The 22,314-nt window shown below is 37.3% G+C and carries 22 protein-coding genes; all 22 read right to left on the bottom strand.

From position 1 onward, the window contains the following. Positions 1-19 precede the first annotated feature (19 nt). Positions 20-808, bottom strand: a complete 789-nt coding sequence (locus tag BK580_RS07870; protein WP_078379794.1) for an ABC transporter permease — start codon at positions 806-808, stop codon at positions 20-22. Next, a complete protein-coding gene (locus BK580_RS07865) occupies positions 805-1,647 on the bottom strand; it encodes an ABC transporter permease (protein ID WP_078379793.1) in 843 nt (280 codons plus the stop codon). Before BK580_RS07865 ends, BK580_RS07870 begins: the two co-directional genes overlap by 4 nt. A gap of 11 nt (positions 1,648-1,658) precedes the next feature. Continuing rightward, positions 1,659-2,828, bottom strand: a complete 1,170-nt coding sequence (locus BK580_RS07860; protein ID WP_078379792.1) for a M28 family metallopeptidase — start codon at positions 2,826-2,828, stop codon at positions 1,659-1,661. A gap of 10 nt (positions 2,829-2,838) precedes the next feature. Beyond that, positions 2,839-3,528, bottom strand: coding sequence for a GntR family transcriptional regulator (locus BK580_RS07855; protein ID WP_078379791.1), 690 nt, complete (start codon positions 3,526-3,528; stop codon positions 2,839-2,841). Between the two features lie 358 nt (positions 3,529-3,886). Next, positions 3,887-4,675 (bottom strand): sporulation transcription factor Spo0A, encoded by a 789-nt coding sequence (spo0A, locus tag BK580_RS07850; protein ID WP_078379790.1) that lies wholly within the window; start codon positions 4,673-4,675, stop codon positions 3,887-3,889. 275 nt (positions 4,676-4,950) lie between these two features. Then, positions 4,951-6,243, bottom strand: a complete 1,293-nt coding sequence (gene spoIVB, locus BK580_RS07845; RefSeq protein WP_078379789.1) for a SpoIVB peptidase — start codon at positions 6,241-6,243, stop codon at positions 4,951-4,953. A 304-nt stretch (positions 6,244-6,547) separates the two neighbouring features. Next, a complete protein-coding gene (gene recN, locus BK580_RS07840; RefSeq protein ID WP_078379788.1) occupies positions 6,548-8,254 on the bottom strand; it encodes a DNA repair protein RecN in 1,707 nt (568 codons plus the stop codon). A gap of 30 nt (positions 8,255-8,284) precedes the next feature. Beyond that, complete coding sequence (gene ahrC / locus BK580_RS07835; protein ID WP_078379787.1) at positions 8,285-8,734, bottom strand: transcriptional regulator AhrC/ArgR; 450 nt, start codon at positions 8,732-8,734, stop codon at positions 8,285-8,287. 130 nt (positions 8,735-8,864) lie between these two features. Further along, a complete protein-coding gene (locus BK580_RS07830) occupies positions 8,865-9,698 on the bottom strand; it encodes a TlyA family RNA methyltransferase (RefSeq protein ID WP_078379786.1) in 834 nt (277 codons plus the stop codon). Positions 9,699-9,703: 5 nt separating this feature from the next. After that, entirely contained in the window at positions 9,704-11,596 is a 1,893-nt protein-coding gene (gene dxs / locus BK580_RS07825) for a 1-deoxy-D-xylulose-5-phosphate synthase (RefSeq protein WP_078379785.1), read from the bottom strand. 424 nt (positions 11,597-12,020) lie between these two features. Beyond that, positions 12,021-12,872, bottom strand: a complete 852-nt coding sequence (locus BK580_RS07820; protein WP_078382687.1) for a polyprenyl synthetase family protein — start codon at positions 12,870-12,872, stop codon at positions 12,021-12,023. Positions 12,873-12,917: 45 nt separating this feature from the next. After that, positions 12,918-13,163: an exodeoxyribonuclease VII small subunit gene (locus BK580_RS07815; RefSeq protein WP_078382685.1), complete on the bottom strand. Its 246-nt coding sequence runs from the start codon at positions 13,161-13,163 to the stop codon at positions 12,918-12,920. Further along, positions 13,156-14,511, bottom strand: a complete 1,356-nt coding sequence (gene xseA / locus BK580_RS07810; protein ID WP_078379784.1) for an exodeoxyribonuclease VII large subunit — start codon at positions 14,509-14,511, stop codon at positions 13,156-13,158. Before xseA ends, BK580_RS07815 begins: the two co-directional genes overlap by 8 nt. A 99-nt stretch (positions 14,512-14,610) precedes the next feature. Continuing rightward, on the bottom strand, positions 14,611-15,486 hold the full coding sequence (gene folD / locus BK580_RS07805) for a bifunctional methylenetetrahydrofolate dehydrogenase/methenyltetrahydrofolate cyclohydrolase FolD (RefSeq protein ID WP_078379783.1): 876 nt from the start codon (positions 15,484-15,486) through the stop codon (positions 14,611-14,613). Positions 15,487-15,518: 32 nt separating this feature from the next. Further along, positions 15,519-15,914, bottom strand: a complete 396-nt coding sequence (gene nusB / locus BK580_RS07800; protein ID WP_078379782.1) for a transcription antitermination factor NusB — start codon at positions 15,912-15,914, stop codon at positions 15,519-15,521. A gap of 506 nt (positions 15,915-16,420) precedes the next feature. Next, positions 16,421-16,825: an Asp23/Gls24 family envelope stress response protein gene (locus BK580_RS07795; protein WP_078379781.1), complete on the bottom strand. Its 405-nt coding sequence runs from the start codon at positions 16,823-16,825 to the stop codon at positions 16,421-16,423. A gap of 20 nt (positions 16,826-16,845) precedes the next feature. After that, positions 16,846-18,198: an acetyl-CoA carboxylase biotin carboxylase subunit gene (accC, locus tag BK580_RS07790; protein WP_078379780.1), complete on the bottom strand. Its 1,353-nt coding sequence runs from the start codon at positions 18,196-18,198 to the stop codon at positions 16,846-16,848. 15 nt (positions 18,199-18,213) lie between these two features. Then, positions 18,214-18,714, bottom strand: coding sequence for an acetyl-CoA carboxylase biotin carboxyl carrier protein (accB, locus tag BK580_RS07785; protein ID WP_078379779.1), 501 nt, complete (start codon positions 18,712-18,714; stop codon positions 18,214-18,216). A gap of 482 nt (positions 18,715-19,196) precedes the next feature. Beyond that, positions 19,197-19,826: a SpoIIIAH-like family protein gene (locus BK580_RS07780; protein ID WP_078379778.1), complete on the bottom strand. Its 630-nt coding sequence runs from the start codon at positions 19,824-19,826 to the stop codon at positions 19,197-19,199. Between the two features lie 2 nt (positions 19,827-19,828). After that, positions 19,829-20,491 (bottom strand): stage III sporulation protein AG, encoded by a 663-nt coding sequence (gene spoIIIAG / locus BK580_RS07775; protein ID WP_078379777.1) that lies wholly within the window; start codon positions 20,489-20,491, stop codon positions 19,829-19,831. A 6-nt stretch (positions 20,492-20,497) separates the two neighbouring features. Next, complete coding sequence (gene spoIIIAF, locus BK580_RS07770) at positions 20,498-21,130, bottom strand: stage III sporulation protein AF (RefSeq protein WP_078379776.1); 633 nt, start codon at positions 21,128-21,130, stop codon at positions 20,498-20,500. A 14-nt stretch (positions 21,131-21,144) separates the two neighbouring features. Beyond that, on the bottom strand, positions 21,145-22,314 hold the full coding sequence (gene spoIIIAE / locus BK580_RS07765; protein WP_078379775.1) for a stage III sporulation protein AE: 1,170 nt from the start codon (positions 22,312-22,314) through the stop codon (positions 21,145-21,147).

Here is a 22,314-nt window from a genome sequence, read left to right as displayed (position 1 = left end):
TCTCCCCTAGTCTCATTGTTTATTTTGAAGCAATATTTTCAATTCCTACTAACTTATCAATAATGAGAATTAAGAAAAAAGCAAGGTAAATCGTCATTGCTGAAACAGCAGCTATCATCGGATCAATACTGTACTGAACATAATTGAACATTTTCACAGGAAGCGCCATTTGATCCGCAGAGGTTAAGAAAATCGTTACTTCTACATTGATCCAAGAAACAGCAAACGCAAACAAAGCAGCTGCAATAATACTAGATTTCATAAGAGGTAAAGTCACACTGAAAAATGTTTTCCATGCGCCTGCTCCTAAATCTCTTCCTGCTTCTTCAATGTAAGGGCTAATCCCTATAAAACTGTTCACGCACGTCCGAACAATATACGGCAACGTAATAACTATATGAGCAAACACTAAGGTTAAGAAATTCTGAGGACTATTCATAAAGTAGTAAAAAAACTGCAGTAAAGCTAAACCTAAAAAGATTTGAGGAAGCAAAAGTGGGGACGAAATAAAATTCATCACAATACCTTTGCCTTTAAAATTATTCCTTGCTAAACCATAAGAAGCAGGAATACCAATTAATATCGCACAAAAAGTAGCAGTACCTGATAACTTAAAACTGTATATAGAGGATTCAATATATGATGCATCTTCAAATAGTTTTCTGTACCACTTCAATGTAAATCCTTCTCCAGGAAAACTTAAATAATTTAGTTCAGTAAATGAAACATTAATCAAAACTAGTAAAGGGAAGGCTAGAAATAAAAGTAGCGAGCTTCCTACTATCCACATAACCACTTTAGAAATCAACGTCTCCCCTCCTCAACCCAATCTGTTTTTAATAAATAATGATTCATACTAATAATTAATAAGCTAAAAACCAACACTGCAAATGCAATTGCAGAACCGAATTGATAGTTAAAAACCTGCATCATTTGTTCATAAATTACGGTTGCTATCAATTGCACTTTGCCACCAGAAAGCATAGCAGGGGTTACGTATGCACTAATCGCCAGAGAAAAAACCATCACACTTCCAACTAATATTCCTGGGACTGTTAAAGGCAATGTTACCTTTAGGAAGGTTTGAAGCGGACTCAAGCCTAGATCAGCAGCCGCCTCTTCTAATCTTGCATCTATATTTTCCAATACAGTTGAAATTGATAAAATCATAAAAGGGGCTAATATATACACTAAACCAATAATGATACCAGTCTCGTTGTAAAGTAGTTTTAAAGGCTGTGAGATGATACCTAATCCTAATAGCGTTTTGTTAATAAATCCGTTATTCCCCAAGATAACCATCCAGCCAAATGATCTGACGACCGCACTCGTAAATAAAGGTGAAATAATGACTATATAAGCAATTCTCTTAAGCTTTTTATTTTGAATATATCTAGTAGTAAAGTAGGCAATAAAGTACCCGACGAACAATGTTATAAAAGTTGTCAATAAAGAAATTTTTATTGACCTCCATGTAATTGATAAATAATATGGATCATTAAAGTATGAAAGATAGTGCTGGAGAGTTATTTTTCCATGTTCATCTAAGATAGAATTATTAAGAACTACTATTAAGGGAAGGATGAATAATCCCAGTAAAATCAAGATTGATGGAGCCAATAAGAAAAAGATGGTTTTTTTCGACATAACAATCCCCTTTACTCTATTTTATTGAGTAAATTAAAGACAGTTTCGATAATAAGTTCCACTTTGTCATATTCGATTTTTTCAATGGTATCTGTCGGGCGATGATAGTCTGGTAATCTCCAAAACATAAGTAAAGCAGTCGGAATACCCTCTAAATGAAACATCCATTCGTCTGCACCAGCTTTTGGCGTATCCACATCAACTGTGAAGTCATTTCTGTCATAAGCCCCAGATTCTCTAAAACTTTCCTCCACTTTTTGACGGAAATCCTCAGGACCAACCCATGACCATATTTTATCCCCAGCACTGATTTGATCTAAATTTATAACAGCTGCTATTTCATCAATTTTTCCCATTTCCTTCAAATTGTTCACATAATAATCTGCACCAATGAAACCCACTTCTTCATTGGAAAATGCGATAACATCTATATCGAAAGGAAAATCATATTGATTCTTATTTAATTTTCTTGCAATCTCAATGATTCCAGCTACACCAGAACCGTTATCATAAGCTCCTGGAGTATTCAATGTTGTATCAGAATGAGCGCAGATAATCACTTTTTTCCTATTTGTTGTATTGTTTGTTTTATATGGGTGACTGATGATATTGGCAGATTTACACGTCTTTATATGTCCCTCTACCTTTACAAACACCTCAACATCTTGTCCTTCATTTAATAGCTTTTGGATTTTAAGATGATCTTCATTACTCATTACGACTGCAGGAATTGGGAACTTTGCTCTTGGATTCAATAGTGCAATCGGATCACCACCGCTATTAACAACTACTTGAGCCAATATATCCCCTTCAACACCTAAAACATTGTAACACGGCATGTCATAAACACCAGGAATCAATCCTTTTACTCCATGATATGTAAGCTTTCCTTTAATTCCTGTGTTTGGCGTAGATCCAGAAAATAGTAAATAGGCAGTTTTTAGTACTTGAGACACCGGTGACAGAATTTCTAATTCAGGTGTTCCTTTAGGCTCCCACCCTACAAATGGGTATACTTGCTTTTCTGTTTTTACTCCTAACTCGCTAAGGCGTTGATATATATACTCAGTACCATCCCACTCACCTTCAGTACCAGCAAACCGTTGACCAACTTCCTCACTTAATACTCGAATTGTTTCTTTAATTTCCTCGGATACAATTTTCGCTTTAATATTACTCATTAAAATCCCCCTACTCTATATTTTTTTCTTGTTCGAAAAGCGCATTATCTTCTATTACAACTTTTGCATAATCTTTAATTCCGCTAAGGTGCTTAATAAATACTTTTTCGACCCTGTCAGGATCACGACTACATAAAGCTTCATAAATTTCAAAATGTTCTTTGATGGATCTTTCTACAAGATGGGGTCTACTCAAAAAAGATAGCCTAAAATGAACAATATAGTCATGCAGGTTTTCTAAAATGCTGACTAATCTATTCAAACCTGATGTTTTAATGATTTCAGCATGGAATAAATCATGAACCTTTATAAGCTCATCAACTCTTCCATGTTGAAAGTACATTTCAGACATTTCCAAATAGCTTTTTAGTTTTAGTAGTTGTTCATCGGTGATTTTAGTTGCTGCAACTCTAGCGGCTGTAGGTTCTAATAAAGAACGTATGAGGATAATTTCATTGATAGATTCAAAGGTAATTCCTTTAACAAGGCAATGTTTTCTAGGGAGTATTTCGACTAATCCTTCTTGTTCTAATCGTTGTATTGCTTCTCTTACAGGAGTTCTGCTAATACCTAAATATTTTGCTAACTCCATTTCGACTAAGCGTTCTCCGTTTTTTAATTCACCACTTATAATTTTCACTCTTAGCTGGTCAAATACTTCTGAGGCAATTGAAACGGATTCAATCTTGTTTAACTTCATCGCATTTTTTGCTCCTCCTCTTTGAGATTGAATTCATTATATAACATATTGTATACAATGCACAATATGTTTTTTAAATATTTAGAATTAACAAAATTTATCCTGTTATTCAATAACAAGTTCCTTCACTTGCTCATTACACTTCAAAGCTTTAAGTGTTTTTAGGATAATAAAAATCCAGCAAAACAAAAAACACCTCCCAAATGTTGAAAAAACTCAACAAATAGAAGGTGTTCATTATTAACTGCTTTTTATAATATTTAAAGCCCACAGAATATATAGTTATTGGTCAGTAGTGTCACTTACCCAAAACTCACTAATGGGATCAATCCCTTGATTCGTCTTATTCCTTACCCTTTCAAGAAGCGCGGTGTTCTAAGCGCAGCTTGTCAGCAACCATGGCGATGAACTCGGAGTTTGTTGGTTTTGCTTTTGTCATGGATACGGTGTAGCCAAATAGCGAGGAGATGCTATCGATGTTTCCACGGGACCAAGCAACTTCAATTGCATGACGAATAGCACGTTCTACACGACTGGCTGTAGTGTTATATTTCTTTGCAATATCTGGATAAAGAACTTTTGTAATAGATCCTAATAGTTCGATATCATTGTACACCATAGAAATTGCTTCTCTTAAGTATAGATAGCCTTTAATGTGCGCAGGAACGCCAATTTCATGGATAATACTCGTAATGTTTGCATCAAGATTTCTACCTTTAGGTTCTGGGCTGGAAGATCGTAAAGATGAGCTTGAACGTTGTAATATTGGTGATGATTTTCCACTCACTTGGCGAATGTTACCGACTAGGTTTTCCATATCAAATGGCTTTAAAATGAAATATGACGCTCCTAAATCTACAGCTTTTTTCGTTACATCTTCCTGACCGAAGGCTGTTAACATAATAACATTTGGCTGTTTCGTTAAGTTTAAAGAACGCATTTTTTCTAATACGCCAAGTCCATCAAGGTGAGGCATAATGATATCTAAAACTAATACGTCAGGTAATTTATCTTGTAGTAATTGAAGACACTCTTGACCATTATGCGCAACTCCCACTACTTCCATATCTTCCTGGGCAGAAATATACTCCTCTAATAGACCAACCAATTCACGATTATCATCTACCACACATACTTTAATTCCCACAGATAATTTCCTCCTCAGTCCCTATACATTCTATTCTTTTTTATATAAGTCTATTTTCTATTCTAAATGTTAAATTCGACAATGCAACTACAATTCCTCTAAAAAAATCGATAATCCTTAAATTTATTATAAAATCAATGTTTTTCTTCAGATAACTGCTTTTTTCGACTAATTACGCATAAATCCACTTATCATTTTACGTTTTGTCGAATAATCTTTACGTGTTCATCATATCGTATATTCTTACTATTTAAAAGAAAAAAAAGCGAGCTTAGTTAGCCCACTTTCTTCTGTTTGTCCTTTTCATAAATATTAATTCCCGCTTCATTTAACATCCATTCGATATGAACACCATATCCTGATGTTGGATCATTTACAAAAACATGTGTTACCGCACCAATAACTTTTCCATTTTGAATGATTGGACTACCGCTCATTCCTTGTACGATACCACCTGTTTTCTCTAAAAGAACTGGGTCGGTAATTTTGATTACCATCCCTTTGGTTGCAGGGAATTTTTGCGGAATTGAACTGATTACTTCTACATCGAACTCTTCTACTTTATCATCGTTTACAACGGTTAAAATCTTGGCTGGGCCTTCTTTCACTTCGTGTGAAAGTGCAATCGGTAGTGCTTGATCCATAATTCCGTTTTCAATATCCTTATGAAGTGTCCCAAAAATTCCAAATGGACTATTTCGCGTGATATTACCAATGGAAGAACGATCACTAGAGAAACGGGCTAGTTTCTCACCCGGCACTCCATTGCTTCCTTTTTCAATTGACGTAACCGTTGAACGAACAATTTGACCGTCCTGTACGACAATTGGTTTCTTTGTGTCCATGTCTGATATTACATGGCCAAGCGCACCGTATTTCATCGTAAGAGGATCATAAAAAGTCATTGTGCCTATTCCAGCAGCAGAATCTCGAATATATAAACCAATTCTAAATGAGCTATCTTGCTTATCTTTTAATGGGATTAGTTTTGTTTCAATGGTTTCTTTATCTCTTGTAATGACAATGTCAAGTGCGTTACCAGTTTTTCCTGCTTCTTGAACAAAAGGAGCTACATCACTCATTTGTTCAATGGATTCACCATTAATTTTTGTAATAATGTCACCAACTTGAATCCCTGCAATTTCACCTGGAGATTGTTTTCCCTCAACCGTGTCTACTTGATGATGTCCAACAACTAATACACCCAAAGTATTTAATTTTACTCCAATTGATTGTCCACCGGGATATACCTTATATTCGGGAATTACATCAACATTAACTTGTTTAATGGGGATACCAGCCAGCTCTAATATCACTTTGCTTTCCCCACTCTGTGTTCCATTAACCGCTACTCCGCCATTTTTCGTCTCAATTCCAACAGAAGGATTTTCACCCGATATTGTTGCATCTACCGGAACAGATGATTGGAAATGTATTCCTTGCCCTTCAAATATCGTTAATTTATTTGGAATTTGGACAAACTCTTTAAATGGTTGACTTACACACAACACCATGACTGAAACAAGGAGAAATACACCAATTATTTTTCTAATTAAATCTTCTCTCAAACTTTTTCACTCTCCTCGCTCCTAACCCACACCTTTCATGGCTACATTATATAATTTTGCCTTCTCACGCCACATTTATAACCAATATATAAATAAAAAAGCTACCCAATATGGATAGTTATTCTAGCTGAGGATTGTGAATAAATTAAGAATGCAGAAATACACCTCTATCTGTATGCTATTTAACTGAAATAGGCGGCATTACACTTCCGACTGAGGTAGTTTTTTGTCTTCGTATCGAAAATTAATTTGCTTAACAAAAAAATGCGCTCCATCTCGTAAAAGAGGACCGCATTTTTAGGTATTACGCTTGTTTCATGCTTCCAGCAAGTTCTAATAATTCTTTGGCATGTTCTTTCGTAAGGTTCGTAATTTCCACGCCCGAAATCATCCGACCGATTTCTCTAATTTTTTCACTTTCATTCAGGACTTTCACTTTCGTTTTTGTCCGTTCTCCAGTAACCTCTTTACTAATAAAAAGATGCGTATCAGCCATTGCACCTACTTGTGGTAAATGAGATATACACAATACTTGAGAATCAACTGCAACCTGGTATATTTTTTCCGCGATCGCTTGAGCAACTCGCCCACTTACCCCGGTATCGACTTCATCAAAGATAATCGATGTAATACCTTGATGTTTAGAGAAAATACTTTTGAGCGCCAGCATAATCCTCGATAATTCTCCTCCTGATGCGACTTTAGCCATTGGCTTTAAGGGCTCACCAGGATTTGTTGTTAAATAGAATTCCACATTATCGACACCATTTTTTTGATAAAGAAAGGAGTTGTCCTTTTTGTCTTTTCTAGGTTGAATATGGACATCAAAAATCGCTTTTTCTAAGTATAAATCCTTCAATTCTTTATGAATGCTCTTCGTCAACTTCATTGCAGCTTTCATCCGGGCTTCCGTTAAGGATCTTGCCTCTAGTGCTAAGTCCTCCTTTAACGATTGAAGAGTTTCTTGTAGCTGATGAATGTGAGAGTCACGGTTCTGTAAAGTTTCTAATTCCTCTTCAATTTTAGAAGCATATTCTAGAATTTCTACAACTGAGTTTCCATACTTTCTCTTTAGTTGCTTAATCTCGTTTAATCTACTCTCGATAAAGTCTAAGCGTTTCGGATCAAATTCAAGTTGATCAATTTCATCACGAAGTCGATAAGACAATTCTTCGAGCTGATAATAAGAATTCGATATCGTATCATACACATCTTTTAAATTCTTATCAATTTCTTCTAAACCTTCTGCTTCTGACATCGCTTTGCCTATCCAATCTAATGCCTTTTGTTCCCCATGCATGGAATAGTAACAATTGTTTAAGGATTGATAAAGCCTCTCATAATTACTGATTTTTGTTCGTTCCTCTAGAAGCACTTCATCCTCATTTACAGTCAATTGTGCATTGTTTATTTCCTCTGCCTGAAATTGAAGTAAATCTAAACGATGCGCAACCTTCTGTTCGTTCTCTGTTAATTGCAAAAGTCGCTTTTCTACTTCCTTATAACGCTTGTATACGTCTGTATAGGCTTGTAACTCTTTCTGGATGGCTTTTCCCCCGAATTGATCTAAAAGCGCGAGATGAAGGTCTGGATCCATCAATTCTTGGTGTTCATGCTGCCCATGAATATCAACTAAGGTTTGTCCTATTTCTCTTAATAAAGCTATCGTGACAAGCTTTCCATTTACTCGGCAGACACTTTTCCCTGTTGCATGAATTTCTCTTCTTAATACGACCATTTCATCTTCCACGTCGATACCTAGCTCTTTACATACTCGGTAGCACGGATGACTTTCATCTTCTAACAAGAATAACCCTTCAAGTTCTGCTCTTTTTTCGCCAAATCTAACAAATTCATGCGAACCTCTTCCACCGGCTAAAAGGTGAATAGCATCAATAATAATCGATTTACCTGCACCTGTTTCCCCTGTTAAAACAGTAAGACCTCTATCATAGGAGACAGAAAGAGATTCAATAATAGCAAAATTTTTAATCGTTAATTCTGCAATCATCCTATCACACCCTTTACGGAATCGTTCTTTTTACAGCATATTAATAAATCTATCCGCAAGCTCTTCTGCTTGATCTGGTGTACGACAAATAATTAAACATGTATCGTCCCCACAAATAGTTCCTAATATTTCTTGCCAGTCGAGGTTATCAATCAAGACACCTATTGCATTGGCATTTCCTGGCATAGTTTTCATCACAATCATATGTCCAGCGATATCTAATTTCACAAATGCGTCCATTAAGGAGCGCTTAAGTTTTTGTAGTGGGTTAAAGCGCTGATCTGCCGGTAAGCTATATTTATACCTTCCATCTAACATTGGCACCTTTACGAGGTGGAGTTCTTTAATATCTCTCGATACAGTTGCTTGAGTAACATTAAAACCTGCACTCTTCAACCGATCCACTAGCTCATCCTGTGTTTCTACTTCGCTATTTGCAATTAGTTCTCTTATTTTTATATGTCTTTGCCCCTTGGTCATTTCGACACCCCTTACATTATCTATGTAGCATGACATTATCTATGTTTTATGTTAATTCAAACACAACAGTATGTAAAAGTATTTATAGGAATACTATCTTTTTCGCAAAAAAAGGAATAACTACTAACAGTCATTCCCCTTTTTCTACCTTTAATTGTTGATGAGCGGATGCTACTACTTGTTGAGTCGTTTCTTTTAAATGATTAACCCCTTCATCTTTTGGGCCATTCCATTTCAGATGCAGGAGAAACTCAATATTTCCTTCTCCCCCTGTTATTGGTGAAAAGGATAGATCCATCACATCGTACCCCTGTTTCCTACTAAATTCGATGATGGTTCCTAAAACTGCTTCATGGATTTTGGGTTCACGGACAATCCCTTTTTTCCCGACCTGTTCTCGACCTGCTTCGAATTGAGGCTTTACTAAAGCAACCACATCACTGTTTGGAACTAAAAGCGTTTTTAAGACAGGTAAAATTAATTTTAAGGAAATGAAGGATACATCAATGCTTGCAAACTCTGGCATACCCTCCGCCAAATCAACAGGTGTCACATAGCGAAAATTGGTTCGTTCCATCACAACAACGCGTTCATCCTGACGTAACTTCCAAGCTAATTGATTGTATCCCACATCTAACGCATAGCTTAGCTTCGCACCATTTTGTAAAGCACAATCAGTAAAACCACCTGTCGAAGCACCAATGTCCAACAAAATCTTATCTTTTACATCTAGTTGGAAGATTTTTAACGCTTTTTCTAGTTTCAAGCCGCCTCTACTTACATATGGAAGAAGATTCCCTTTAACAGTTAAAGGGGCATCTATCGCTACCTTCTCCCCAGGCTTGTCTAACCTTTGTTGATTCGTATATACGAGTCCTGCCATGATGGATCGTTTTGCTTTTTCACGTGTTTCTATCAGCCCACGCTCCACCAATAATACGTCTAGTCTTTCTTTTTTCGCCATTAGTTTTATGCCCTTTTTTGTTTTCTTCTTGATGTGATTAATTTAATATTCTCTATGACTTTCTCTGATGTTAAGTCAATTTCATTGAGTAGTTCCTTCACACTTCCATGTTCAATAAATCGATCAGGAATACCCATCCGCACAACGCGATTCGAGTAGCCATGATCACTTATAAATTCTAAAACCGCACTACCAAACCCACCTTGCAGAACTGCCTCTTCAATGGTTACAAATGGAATACCAGATTTACCTAAATCATGTAATAAGGTTTCATCCATTGGTTTAATAAAGCGAGCATTTACTACCTTTACCGATAAATTATCTTTGGCTAATTGCTTGGCTGCTTCTAAAGCCATGCCAATGGTTGTTCCAAATGTTAGAATGACTGCATCTGTACCTTCTTTTAGAACTTCCCAAGAGCCAATAGGCAGTTCTTTTAACTCTTCATCCATCTTCACACCTAATCCATTCCCACGTGGATAACGCAGGGCGATGGGACCAAGTTCATATTTATTAGCCGTATAAACCATGTGTTGGCCCTCATTTTCGTCTTTCGGCATCATGAGTACCATATTTGGTAAATGTCTTAAAAAGGCGATATCAAACACACCTTGATGCGTTTCTCCATCTTCTCCAACTAACCCTGAACGGTCAATTCCAAAGAAAACATTTAGATTTTGACGACAGACATCGTGAACTACTTGGTCATATCCTCTTTGTAAGAATGTCGAATAAATGGCTAAGAACGGTTTCATCCCTTGCGTAGCAAGTCCTGCAGCCATTGTAACGGCGTGCTGTTCCGCAATTCCGACATCATACATTCGTTCAGGAAATTCCTTCGCGAAGTTCTCTAATTTAGAGCCAACAGGCATCGCTGGAGTAATCGCGACAATTCGCTCGTCTTCTCGAGCTAACTTTCTAACCGTCTCACTAACAACACTACTCCAAGCAGGTGGTGCTCCAACTGGCTTTAAGAAATCACCCGTCTCGATTTTGTAAGGTCCCGTCCCATGCCACGTACCGATTGTATCGGTTTCAGCTGGTTGATAGCCTTTACCTTTTTTCGTTACGACATGGATAATAACTGGTCCTTCTGTTTTCTTTGCATACTTTAAATTATCTATAAGGTCATTGTAATTATGACCATCAATTGGACCAAGATAAGTAAACCCTAATTCCTCAAAAAACATGCCACTAACCACTAGGTATTTCAAGCTGTCTTTAATTCTCTCTGCTGTAGAAGCTAACTTCCCGCCAACTGCAGGGATTTTCTTTAAAAAGACTTCTAGCTCATCTTTTACCCAGTTATACTTGCCGGCTGTACGCATTCTTCCAAGCGCACTATGCAAAGCTCCAACATTCGGCGCGATAGACATTTCATTGTCATTTAAAATAACAATCATATCTTTTTTCTCATGCCCGATGTGGTTTAAAGCTTCAAGAGCCATCCCACCAGTTAAAGCGCCATCGCCAATTATTGGAATAACATATTCTTTCGTTCCTTTAATATCCCGCGCTAACGCCATACCCATTGCACCCGAAAGGGAAGTCGAGGAGTGACCAGTTTCCCATACATCATGCTCGCTTTCATTCCGTTTCGGGAAACCACAGAGCCCTTTATATTTACGAAGTGTATCAAACTCACAAGCTCTTCCTGTTAAAATCTTATGAACATAAGCTTGGTGGCCAACATCCCATAAAAATTTATCCTTAGGACTATCAAATACTTTATGGAGAGCAATGGTTAGTTCTACTACACCGAGATTAGGGCCAATATGTCCTCCAGACGTAGATAATTGCTCAATTAGAAAACTACGCACATCTGCACTGAGCTCCTCCAATTCAGCTATTGACATATTCTTAAGAAATTGCGGACTTGTTATCTTTGTAAGATCCAAAAGGGATCACTCTCTTTCCTTGCTAAATTTCGCTTATTTTCCAAATTGGTTCAGCTTACTTAGTTTTTATAATCGCTAAAACCTGCTAACGCTAATTATTCCCATTATCTTTTAAAAAACGATTTATTGAAAAAATAGCCGCTAACACGAGTGTGATAACGGCGATAGCTAAACTCCAATTAATGGATTCTTTCCATTTTTTAAAACATAGTATATTTCTGCACCTTATATGTTAAGCATTTGTATTAAAATAATAAAACATTCTAAAGTTGTGAATTTATTATGTAAAAATCGGGTGCATACCGTGATCATATAGATCGTTTAGTATTAGGAATGCCTAGAACTTGCATATTCTACAACCCATTCAATCATATACTATATCATAAATAGATGAAATGCTCAATTTTCGTCTGTTTTTTGTCGATTAATGATCTCTTTTGGCAATTAAATCACAGAGTTGGAATAATAAATCAGACTCTAGAGGTAAATTTTCAAGTAAGCGCTTTGCTTCTAAAATGTGATAGTTTAATTTTTCTTTCGCTCCATCCATCGTTAAAAGTGAGGGATAAGTAACTTTATCATTTATCGTATCAGACCCAATCGGTTTTCCAATTTTTTCTGCTTCTCCCTCAATATCAAGAATATCATCTCTTATTTGGAATGCTAACCCAATGTGATCAGAGAACTCTTTTAGAATTTCTTGTTGAGCTTTTGTTGCATTTGCCAGAACTGCACCAGCATGTATGCTATAGCCTAATAATTTTCCTGTTTTATTTCTATGTATATACTCAAGTTCAGCAAGCGTTAAACTTCTACCTTCCCCTTCCATATCTGCCACTTGCCCTCCAACCATTCCAGTCGGGCCAGCCGCTTTCGCCATTTCCATTACTAAGGAAACAATTGTATTTGCAGGGATTCCTTTAGTGACTAAGTCTTCCATTACTTCAAAGCTATAAGTTAAAAGGGCATCTCCAGCTAGTATCGCCATTGCCTCACCATACACTTTATGATTGGTCGGCTTTCCTCTACGGAAATCATCATTATCCATACTTGGTAAATCATCATGAATAAGCGAATAAGTATGGATCATTTCGATGGCACAGGCAACAGGCAAGCCAATATCCTCTTGTTTTCCAAAGGAATTTAACGTAGCAAGTACGAGTATTGGTCTTAGCCTTTTTCCTCCAGCTTTTAGGGAGTACTTCATAGAATTTAAAAGGACCTCGGGGACTTGCATGTTTTCCATATAGCAAAACAGCTGATCCTCTACTAGCATTTTACGCTCTTGTAAAAAAATTTGTAAGTCTATATGAGTGGACAATTAACCTTCATCCTCCTGTATTGCAAATGACTCTAACTCGCCATTTTCTTTTAGGATTTTTTCCATTTCTCCCTCAACATGGGTAAGCTTATCATGACAAATTTTTGATAGCTTCATTCCTTCTTTATAGTAGGAAATAGCTTCTTCTAATGGTACATCACCCTCTTCTAGCTTTTCTACAATGGATTCTAATTCTTTCATTGCTTCCTCAAAATTAACCACTTTTTTTGTCTTTTTTTCACTCATCATTTTTCCGCTCCTTCATTTCCTGAACTTCACAGTCTAATGTCCCGTTTTGTAGATGAACTTGTATGGAGTCTCCTTTATTAACTTGGGCAATATTTTTGATAATTTCACCATCTGATGCATACGCAACACTATACCCTCTACTCATGATCTTAAGTGGACTCAATCCATCTATTTTTGTTAACTGATTTTGAAACTCCCATTGTTTCTTTTGTAAGGCTTGTTGCATGTACTTTGTTAACATTTTCGTTTGCTGTTCTAGAGAAACTTTCTCCATTTCCCATTGCTTTCTTGGGTGATTGCGTTGTAGTAATGTAGATATTTGCTCCCATTTGTCACGTTTCTTTTCGACCAATCTTTTCATTGCAACGTCAAGGTCTTCTAGTAAACGATCAAGTTCTTGTTCTTTTTGAACGTAGAGATTTTTTGGAAAACGGAAGGCATACGATTTTTGAAGATGCGTCAATCTATCCTTATAGCTTTGCATCAATTTGGTTGATGCTCTATGTAAGCGAAATTTCCTGTCTGAAAGACGCTCAAGCAATTCGTTTATATGTGGAACTGCTAATTCTGCTGCTGCGGTTGGAGTTGGCGCACGCATATCTGCTACAAAATCTGCAATTGTAAAGTCCGTTTCATGTCCAACTGCCGATATGATCGGAATAGCTGACGTAAAAATTTCTCTCGCAACAATTTCTTCGTTAAATGCCCATAACTCTTCAATCGAACCTCCGCCACGACCGACAATTAATACGTCTAATTCTTTCATGGTATTAGCTTGCTTGATCGCTGAGACAATGGAGGGTCCAGCATTTACCCCTTGAACAAGTGCCGGAATGACAATGATTTGTGTAAGTGGGTACCTTCGTTTAATAGTGGTGATAATATCACGCACTGCTGCACCAGTTGGGGAGGTTATTACTCCTACTGCCTGAGGGTATTTAGGTAAGCTTTGTTTATATGTATCAGAAAATAAACCTTCGTTAGCTAGCTTTTTCTTCAGCTCTTCGTAAGCAAGATAGAGACTACCTACCCCGTCTGGCTGCATTTCCTTTATGTACATCTGATAAGATCCATTTGCCTCATAAACAGTAATTTCTCCGCGAACTAGCACCTTCATTCCCTCTTCGGGTTTAAAAACAAGATTGCGATTTTGTCCTGCAAACATAACAACCTGAAGGCGAGCATTTTGGTCCTTTAAAGTGAAATACATATGTCCTCTGCTATGTTGCTTAAAGTTAGATATTTCCCCCTTTAACCAAACATCCTGCAAGTGAGGATCGACATCAAATTTTCTTTTAATATATTTTGTTAAAGCAGTAACAGTTAAGTATCTGCGTTCACTCATTTTTAAATAGCCCCTTTAGTCGATAGCTCTTACTAAGAAAAAAGTATATGAAAAAAGACGGAAGAACATAATGTTCCCTCCATCTCTAAACATACCATATTAACATGAAAACGTCTTGTTTTCGCTTTCGGATTTTTGTGCGGATTGCAGGGTGTTTTGCAATAACATCGTGATTGTCATTGGACCGACCCCACCAGGAACCGGTGTGATAAAGCTCGCTTTTTCTTTCACTTTGTCAAAATCTACATCCCCACAAAGTTTTCCAGAATCTAGCCTATTCACGCCAACATCAATAACAATTGCCCCATCCTTCACAAATTCAGGGCCAATAAGATTTGCTCTTCCTACTGCAGCAATTAAAATGTCTGCCTGTTTCGTAATAGAAGCTAAGTCTTTTGTCCGAGAATGGCAATATGTAACCGTAGCATCCTCTTTTAATAATAATTGTCCAACAGGTTTGCCTACAATATTACTTCTACCGATAACGACCACATGTTTTCCAGAGATGGACACGTTTAGCGATTTAATCATTTCGACGATGCCATAAGGTGTACACGGTAAAAATGTTTCTTGGTCGATCATCATTTTTCCGATATTCACCGGATGGAAACCGTCCACATCCTTATTTGGGGAAATACTTTCGATGACAGCAAGTTCATTAATATGATCTGGTAATGGCAGCTGTACTAAAATCCCATGAACAGATCCTTCATGGTTATAGTGTGCAATACGATCGAGCAATTCTTTTTCTGTTAATGTCGAAGGATAATGATCTAGAATACATTCCATTCCAGCTTCTTCACAAGCCTTTTGTTTCGCTCTCACATAGGAGTGAGATGCTGGGTTATCACCAACTAATATAACAGCTAAGCTTGGTTGAATTTGTTGATCTTTTACCAATTTCTGAACTTCCGCTTTAATAAAGGCTCTTTTCTCTGTTGCTAGTTCTTTTCCAGATATGATTACTGCTGACATGAATAGCTCCCCCTTTAGCCTGTTGCATTTCACTATTTTTCAAATGTTGTTTTTACTTTTGATAAGACAGCGTTGATAAAACCACTTGACTTCTCATCACCATAAATCTTTGCTAATTCAATAGCCTCATCAATACTTACATTGATAGGTATTTCTGTTTCATACTTCATTTCATAGACCGTCATACGTAGAATCGTACGGTCCACAGTCCCAAGACGATCAAGCGACCATTTTTCTAAATGTGCTATCAACGTGGAATCGATTTCTTGACGATGCTCCATCGTTCCATAAACAATACCTTTTAGAAATTCGTCTGCTTTTTCTCCTTCTTCTAACACGTTATCAATTGCTTCTTGAGGCTCAAACTCACTAACATCCATTTGGAAGATAGCTTGAAAAGCTTTTTCTCTTGATTTACTTCGTTTCATTCATAATCTCCTTATCGTGCTCAACTAGTATAATAAGATAATAGCACATTTTTATAAAAAAACACACATTTTTCATTCGTTTTTCACATAAAACACATACATTTTTAAAAGCACTCAAATGCTTCATTCGTGTTTTGGATATTCGACAGGCTTTGGGGAAGCATCTTTATCCAAATAGACATGTTTACTTTTTTGTTAATTCAACATCATCATAGCCTAGATTGATGCGTGTTATACGGTCAGATACCTAGCTCAAGCCTTCTTTTATAAAAAAGGAAAGCGCCTAAAATTGTACCGAACATTAGCGATGAATACAAGGAGAATTTAGAAAAGCGAGCCACCAAGATACTACTGACACTTGAAACTTTTCCAACTAGCATACCCTTTCACGTGTCCAGCAACTATCATGTATTGAAATTTGCTACTGCTAATCTTTGCTAGAAACAAAAAAAATGTAGGCACTCATTCCTTCTTGAATGCCTACAAAGTAAGTTTGATCATCTGATTTAAATTTCTTGTTCTACTTCCACTTCATTCTTTTGGATTTCAAATTGAACTCCAACAACATGAATATTCACTTCTGTAATTTCAAGTGCTGTCATATTTAATAGCGCTTGACGGATATTATCTTGAACTTTTTGAGCCACAGTAGGAATAGAGATACCAAATTGCATCACACAATATACGTCCACTTTGATTCCTTCTTCAGAAAGGTCTACTTTCACACCTTTACCGTGATTCTTTTTCCCTAATCTTTCTACCACTCCTGCCGCGAAGTTTCCACGCATTTGTGAAACTCCTTCTACTTCTGAAGCGGCAATACCTGCAATAACTTCAATTACTTCTGGAGCAATTTCCACTTTGCCGAGTGTACCATTGTTATCCATTTCTAATAAGTTTCTTTCGCTCATTATAGAACCCTCCTAAAAATTTAAGAATTCATGACATCATACATTTCAAGGAATTTCGTATTAAAATTACCGTCTTTAAATTTCTCGTGATCCATCAATTTTAGATGGAACGGGATGGTGGTATGAACACCTTCTATTACAAATTCGCTAAGTGCCCGCTTCATTCTAGAAATGGCTTCTTCGCGTGTCGCTCCGTAAGTAATCAGCTTTGCCACCATAGAATCATAATATGGCGGGATCGCATAGCCAGGGTATACAGCTGAATCTACTCGAACCCCGAAACCACCCGGTGGTAAATACATTTCTATTTTACCAGGAGAAGGCATAAAATTCTTTGCTGGATTTTCTGCATTAATGCGGCACTCAATGGACCAACCAGTGAAGGTAACTTCCTCTTGTGTTAAAGTTAGCTTTTCACCAGATGCTACTCGAATTTGTTCCTTAATCAAATCTACCCCTGTTACCATTTCTGTAACAGGATGCTCCACTTGAATTCGAGTGTTCATTTCCATAAAATAGAACTTCTTGTTTTGATAGTCATATATAAATTCTATCGTACCTGCACCTGTATAGTCTACTGCTTTCGCCGCTTTCACTGCAGCTTCTCCCATTTGACTACGTAATTCTGCATCTAGTACAGGAGATGGTGTTTCTTCAACGAGCTTTTGCAGTCTTCTTTGGATCGAGCAATCACGCTCACCCAAATGAATTGTGTTTCCAAATGTATCGGCAAGGACTTGTATTTCAACATGTCGGAAGTCTTCAATGAATTTTTCAAGGTATACTCCCGGGTTACCGAATGCTGTGGCAGCTTCTTGTTGTGTAATCGAGATACCTTTCTTTAATTCCTCTTCATTTCTGGCAACACGAATACCTTTTCCACCACCGCCAGCTGTTGCTTTGATGATAACTGGGTAACCAATATCGTTGGCAATGCTCATACCGTCTGAAATAGTTTCAATGATTCCCGGCGAACCTGGAACAATTGGGACGTTTGCTTCTTTCATCGTTTCACGAGCAATATCCTTTGTTCCCATTCTTGTAATAGCTTCTGGACTTGGTCCAACAAATGTGATGTTACATTCTCTACATAGCTCTGCAAAATCAGCATTTTCCGCTAAAAATCCGTAACCCGGATGAATCGCATCGGAAGCTGTTAACTTTGCGACACTAATAATGTTCGTGAAATTTAAATAACTATCTTTGGATGCAGTAGGGCCAACACAATATGCTTCATCCGCTAATTGGACATGAAGCGAATTCTTGTCAGCCTCTGAATAAATTGCGACCGTTTCTATATCCATTTCACGACATGCGCGAATAATTCTAACCGCAATTTCTCCTCTATTTGCAATTAATAACTTTTTTATCATGATAATACCCTCTCCTTATACTGTTTTTACAAGGAATAAAGGTTGTCCGTACTCCACTAGCTGTCCGTTATCAGCTAATACCTCTACTATCTCGCCTTTAACTTCCGCTTCGATTTCGTTGAATAATTTCATCGCTTCTACGATACAAACAACGGAATTTTCTCCAACTTTATCTCCTGCTTGTACATAAGCAGCAGTATCTGGTGATGGAGAAGAATAGAACGTTCCTACCATAGGGGAAGTAATTTTATGTAGGTTTTCGTCTTCGACCTTTGCTGTTTCTTTTGGAGCAGCAGAAGCTTCGACTTTAGCCTCAGTTACTGGCACTTGTGTCGCTTGCGCAGCCACAGCTTGTGCTGCTACAGGTGGTGCAGCAATTACTGGCGTACTAACTACAGTTTGAGCACCTTGTTTTTTCAACTTAATTTTTGTTCCTTCTTGCTCATACAAGAATTCATCTATATTGGATTGGTCGATCAGTTTAATAATTTCTCTAATTTCTTGAATCTTTAACATTTCTTTCACTCCTCGATTCCTGTTCTTTTCATTAGATGATGGTCGGTGTTTTTATTATGTACACTTCACCAATAGTTCATATTCATCATACGATACGGAACATGTAAATTCAACTTTAAAATAGTAATAGATGTTATTACCTAGTGCTAAATAGGACTTTTTAATGGAAACGCTTTATTTTTTGTCTACTAGTTAAGTTGGACATCTCTGAGGGATTTTCCTGCTTTTTTGATAGGGGAAGTTCGGGCGGGGTGGAAATGAAGTGATTACCTTTACTAAGGATTCTCTCTCAATGTGGCCCCTCTTAAGGACTTGATAATTCGAAAGATAGCTTTTTTATATGGCTCTTTTCCTGTTTGTTAGATAAATAGGGGTATCTGCGTCGCACCCTTGCTTTTATCCCTTACTTAACACTGGAGCGTTTTTTATCATTTCTTACTTTAACACAAAAATTCGGGTGGCTAGTTACCACCCGAATTTCCTCAGTTATTACTCGCTGAAAAATCAAACACAACGTTTTCATTTCGAACATTTGTAAATTCAGTACGTACTAAGTGATAGATCTCATTTGCTATTTTAGAGCTAGGCTCACTAGTTACCTTTAATGATACTTTGATTTGCTCTCCAGTAACTCGAACGATTGCATCCTCTACATCTTTTCTTGATTTGATGCTGTGCTCTAGCATTTGCTCTTTTTCTGATGTTTCCTCTAAGGCATTTCGTTTATCGATTGCTTCTGAGATTACCTCAGCTGGTAATTCTGTATTCGCAATTTGATCATTCAAGTCAGAGCGTACTTGGCTTCTATGGTTCGATAAATTCAGTCGTAACTCTTCAAAGGCTTCATCGCCTGAAATATATTGGACAACTTCGCTACCGTCTTCTTCTGTATTTCCTTCTGCCTCTTCTCCATCAGTACCTGCTGCCTTGTCGCCATCTTCACCATCTGTGTTTTCCTCATTACCAGCAGTTTCATTAATACCAGGTACATTTGCAGGATCTTGAGCCATTTGGTTATTTTCTGCTTGATTTCCAATAAAATAGTATGCAGATAAAACAAATACTAAACTTAACATGGTTAGTAGCCAAACTGTTTGTTTCTTCAATAACATTCTTATTCCCCCTTAGATTTTTTTGGAAGGACTGCAACTTTGTGTTGCGGAACATCAAGCATCCGTGTAACAGCTTCCAAAATCATTTTCTTCACATTTATATTTTCAGCGCCCTGTGCTACCACAAGCACACCTCTGATAGCTGGCTTTTTCGTTTCCAGTACGATTGGGTGCTCATCATTCCCTTTTCTTGACATGACAACTTGATCATCTTTTGAATTCTCTTGAACACTACGAGTTCCACCCTCTTTGTCTTTCTCTTCAGTTGTTTGCGTGCGGGTGTTCACGTTTTTCTGAAGCACTTGCTTTTCGGTGGCGTCGACATTTACGACTACGTTAACATTTCCAACCCCGATTATTGCTTCCAGTGCTTCTTTCAGCTGATTCTCAAAATGAGTTTCATAGTCAGAGATAGTAGAAGGGACGTTGTCATCTTTTTGACTAAATACTGGTGATTCAGACTCCGGTTGACCCGAAGTTTGAAGCGCAGCGTTTAATGAAGAACCCTCTTGCTTCCCAAAAAACAAATTACTAAAAAGCATAAAGCCAACCCCAACAACGAGTACAACGATAATATATTGTCGTTTAGAAGACTTTTTATCTTTAGATGAATCAAATAAAAGAGATTTTAACCATGGAATGAAATCTTGATTTTTCTTTTCCACCTTGTACTAATCCCCTCCTTCCACATCTACTGTGATTACTGTTGGATGTAGCTGCCAGCGATCTGATAGGAATGTTATGATCTTGCCTTCACTACTTGATTTAGTAGAGGAAGGAGCTAGTTCCTTTGGTCTGGAGGTGTCAATATTGATAGGCTTTACTACGGAAACAGCTGTCTCTTCTTTCGCTTTCACTAATACAAATTCCACTATCTCTAAGTCTTCGAAGTTCGGTACAGTTGTGAGTTGCTCTGCATTTTTTACAACGAAATTTATCTCCTTTACACTTAGACCATATTGCTCCCTCAACTCCTCTTCCACATCTTCTTTCATGGTTAATTCCATTTGTTTTAAAATATATGCAGCTTGGGAGGCTTGTATTTCTTTTTTCTTCATTTCTATTAAATTTTCTGTATTTTTTTCAGAAATATAGTCAGGATTGGTGGTCATTTTTGCAAAGAGCTCGTCCATGTCTGTAGAAAGTAGCTTTAAGATCGGCGTTAATATGACTACTATTAATAACAATCCAATTACTAGCTTCGTATATTTCTGCATACTTGAGCTTGGTAGTAGCATATCTACTACGGTTGCCAGCAAGATAAATAGAATAATACTCGTAATCCATTCTGTTAAATAACTCACTATCTCTCACCTACCTATCGAATCATCACAGTTATGTTTCCAGCAGCAACGATAACGGTGATACTTAGAAAGAACATAAAGGATACAATCGCAAGTGCGGCAAAAATATAAATAATACTTTTACTAATTATGTCTAGGCACGTGATAACCGTTCCCCCGCCAAGTGGCTGTAACAAGGCCGCTGCTAACTTGTAGATAATGGCGATTGACAGAATCTTTATCGCTGGAAAGGCAGCCAGCATAATAACAGTAGCGACTCCGAGGATTCCCACCGTGTTTTTGAGCAACAGGGACGCCGTAATAACAGTGTCTGTTGCATCGGTAAACATTCTTCCGATTACTGGAATAAAGTTACCAGTGACAAACTTAGCTGTTCGAATCGCAATTCCATCTGTTACTGCTGCAGTTGCACCTTGTACCGATATGACCCCTAAAAAAACGGTTAGGTAGATTCCGAGAATTCCGATACTTACATTTCGTAAGAGCTGTGCAAGCTGGGTTACTTTGTATTGTTCATTTAACGTACTCACTATGCTAAGAATCGCTGCTAGAAATAGTAGTGGAAGCACCACATACTGGATAAGCATGCCACTCGTATTCATGAGAAAGAGTATAATCGGATGAAAAAACGCCGCTGAAACTAGGCCACCTGATGAAGCGATTAAAGCAATCAGCAACGGAACTAAAGCAATGATAAAGCCGGTCATTGCTGCGATGGCATCCTTTGTGTAGGTAATGACAATATGGAAGCTATTTAATGCTATAATAATCAGCACCATATATACGACTGCGTAGGCAATTTTGCTAACGGTTTTTTGCTCAAATGCATTTTGTAATGTTTGTAAGAACATACTGAAGATCGTTAAGAGGATAAGACTCCCAAGGAGCTTTCCATTTGCTAGTAATTCATGAAAAAGATATTTTATAAACCCTTTAAACCATTCTTTTAGAGAGAAGGACTTGTCCCCTTTTACAAACTCCATAAAGCTGCCTTTTTGGCTTTCAGGTAAAAACCCACCATACTCATTCATAATCTCTTCCCAATAAACTTTTATTTCTTCAACTCCAACCCCTTCTATCTGGTCGGTCACAAGTTCTGATGGTGATGAGGGAGATGCTTGTACAGGATGAGTGAATAGAGTTCCTACTATAAAAAGTGAAAAAAAAGCTAGAATAAATTTCAT

It is taken from the genome of Sutcliffiella halmapala (genome assembly GCF_002019665.1).
Classification (GTDB): Bacteria; Bacillota; Bacilli; order Bacillales; family Bacillaceae_I; genus Sutcliffiella_A; species Sutcliffiella_A halmapala.
This window is presented reverse-complemented; position numbering and strand designations above follow the sequence as displayed.

Coding starts and splice junctions, on each gene's coding strand:
- BK580_RS07795 (WP_078379781.1), bottom strand. CDS start 16,825: ATGAGCGAAAGAAACTTATTAGAAATGGATAACAATGGTACACTCGGC.
- BK580_RS07830 (WP_078379786.1), bottom strand. CDS start 9,698: ATGGCGAAAAAAGAAAGACTAGACGTATTATTGGTGGAGCGTGGGCTG.
- BK580_RS07865 (WP_078379793.1), bottom strand. CDS start 1,647: ATGTCGAAAAAAACCATCTTTTTCTTATTGGCTCCATCAATCTTGATT.
- nusB (WP_078379782.1), bottom strand. CDS start 15,914: ATGAAACGAAGTAAATCAAGAGAAAAAGCTTTTCAAGCTATCTTCCAA.
- BK580_RS07815 (WP_078382685.1), bottom strand. CDS start 13,163: ATGAGTGAAAAAAAGACAAAAAAAGTGGTTAATTTTGAGGAAGCAATG.
- accB (WP_078379779.1), bottom strand. CDS start 18,714: ATGTTAAAGATTCAAGAAATTAGAGAAATTATTAAACTGATCGACCAA.
- accC (WP_078379780.1), bottom strand. CDS start 18,198: ATGATAAAAAAGTTATTAATTGCAAATAGAGGAGAAATTGCGGTTAGA.
- spoIIIAE (WP_078379775.1), bottom strand. CDS start 22,314: ATGAAATTTATTCTAGCTTTTTTTTCACTTTTTATAGTAGGAACTCTA.
- BK580_RS07855 (WP_078379791.1), bottom strand. CDS start 3,528: ATGAAGTTAAACAAGATTGAATCCGTTTCAATTGCCTCAGAAGTATTT.
- recN (WP_078379788.1), bottom strand. CDS start 8,254: ATGATTGCAGAATTAACGATTAAAAATTTTGCTATTATTGAATCTCTT.
- BK580_RS07860 (WP_078379792.1), bottom strand. CDS start 2,828: ATGAGTAATATTAAAGCGAAAATTGTATCCGAGGAAATTAAAGAAACA.
- ahrC (WP_078379787.1), bottom strand. CDS start 8,734: ATGACCAAGGGGCAAAGACATATAAAAATAAGAGAACTAATTGCAAAT.
- BK580_RS07780 (WP_078379778.1), bottom strand. CDS start 19,826: ATGTTATTGAAGAAACAAACAGTTTGGCTACTAACCATGTTAAGTTTA.
- BK580_RS07820 (WP_078382687.1), bottom strand. CDS start 12,872: ATGCTAGTAGAGGATCAGCTGTTTTGCTATATGGAAAACATGCAAGTC.
- xseA (WP_078379784.1), bottom strand. CDS start 14,511: ATGAGTGAACGCAGATACTTAACTGTTACTGCTTTAACAAAATATATT.
- folD (WP_078379783.1), bottom strand. CDS start 15,486: ATGTCAGCAGTAATCATATCTGGAAAAGAACTAGCAACAGAGAAAAGA.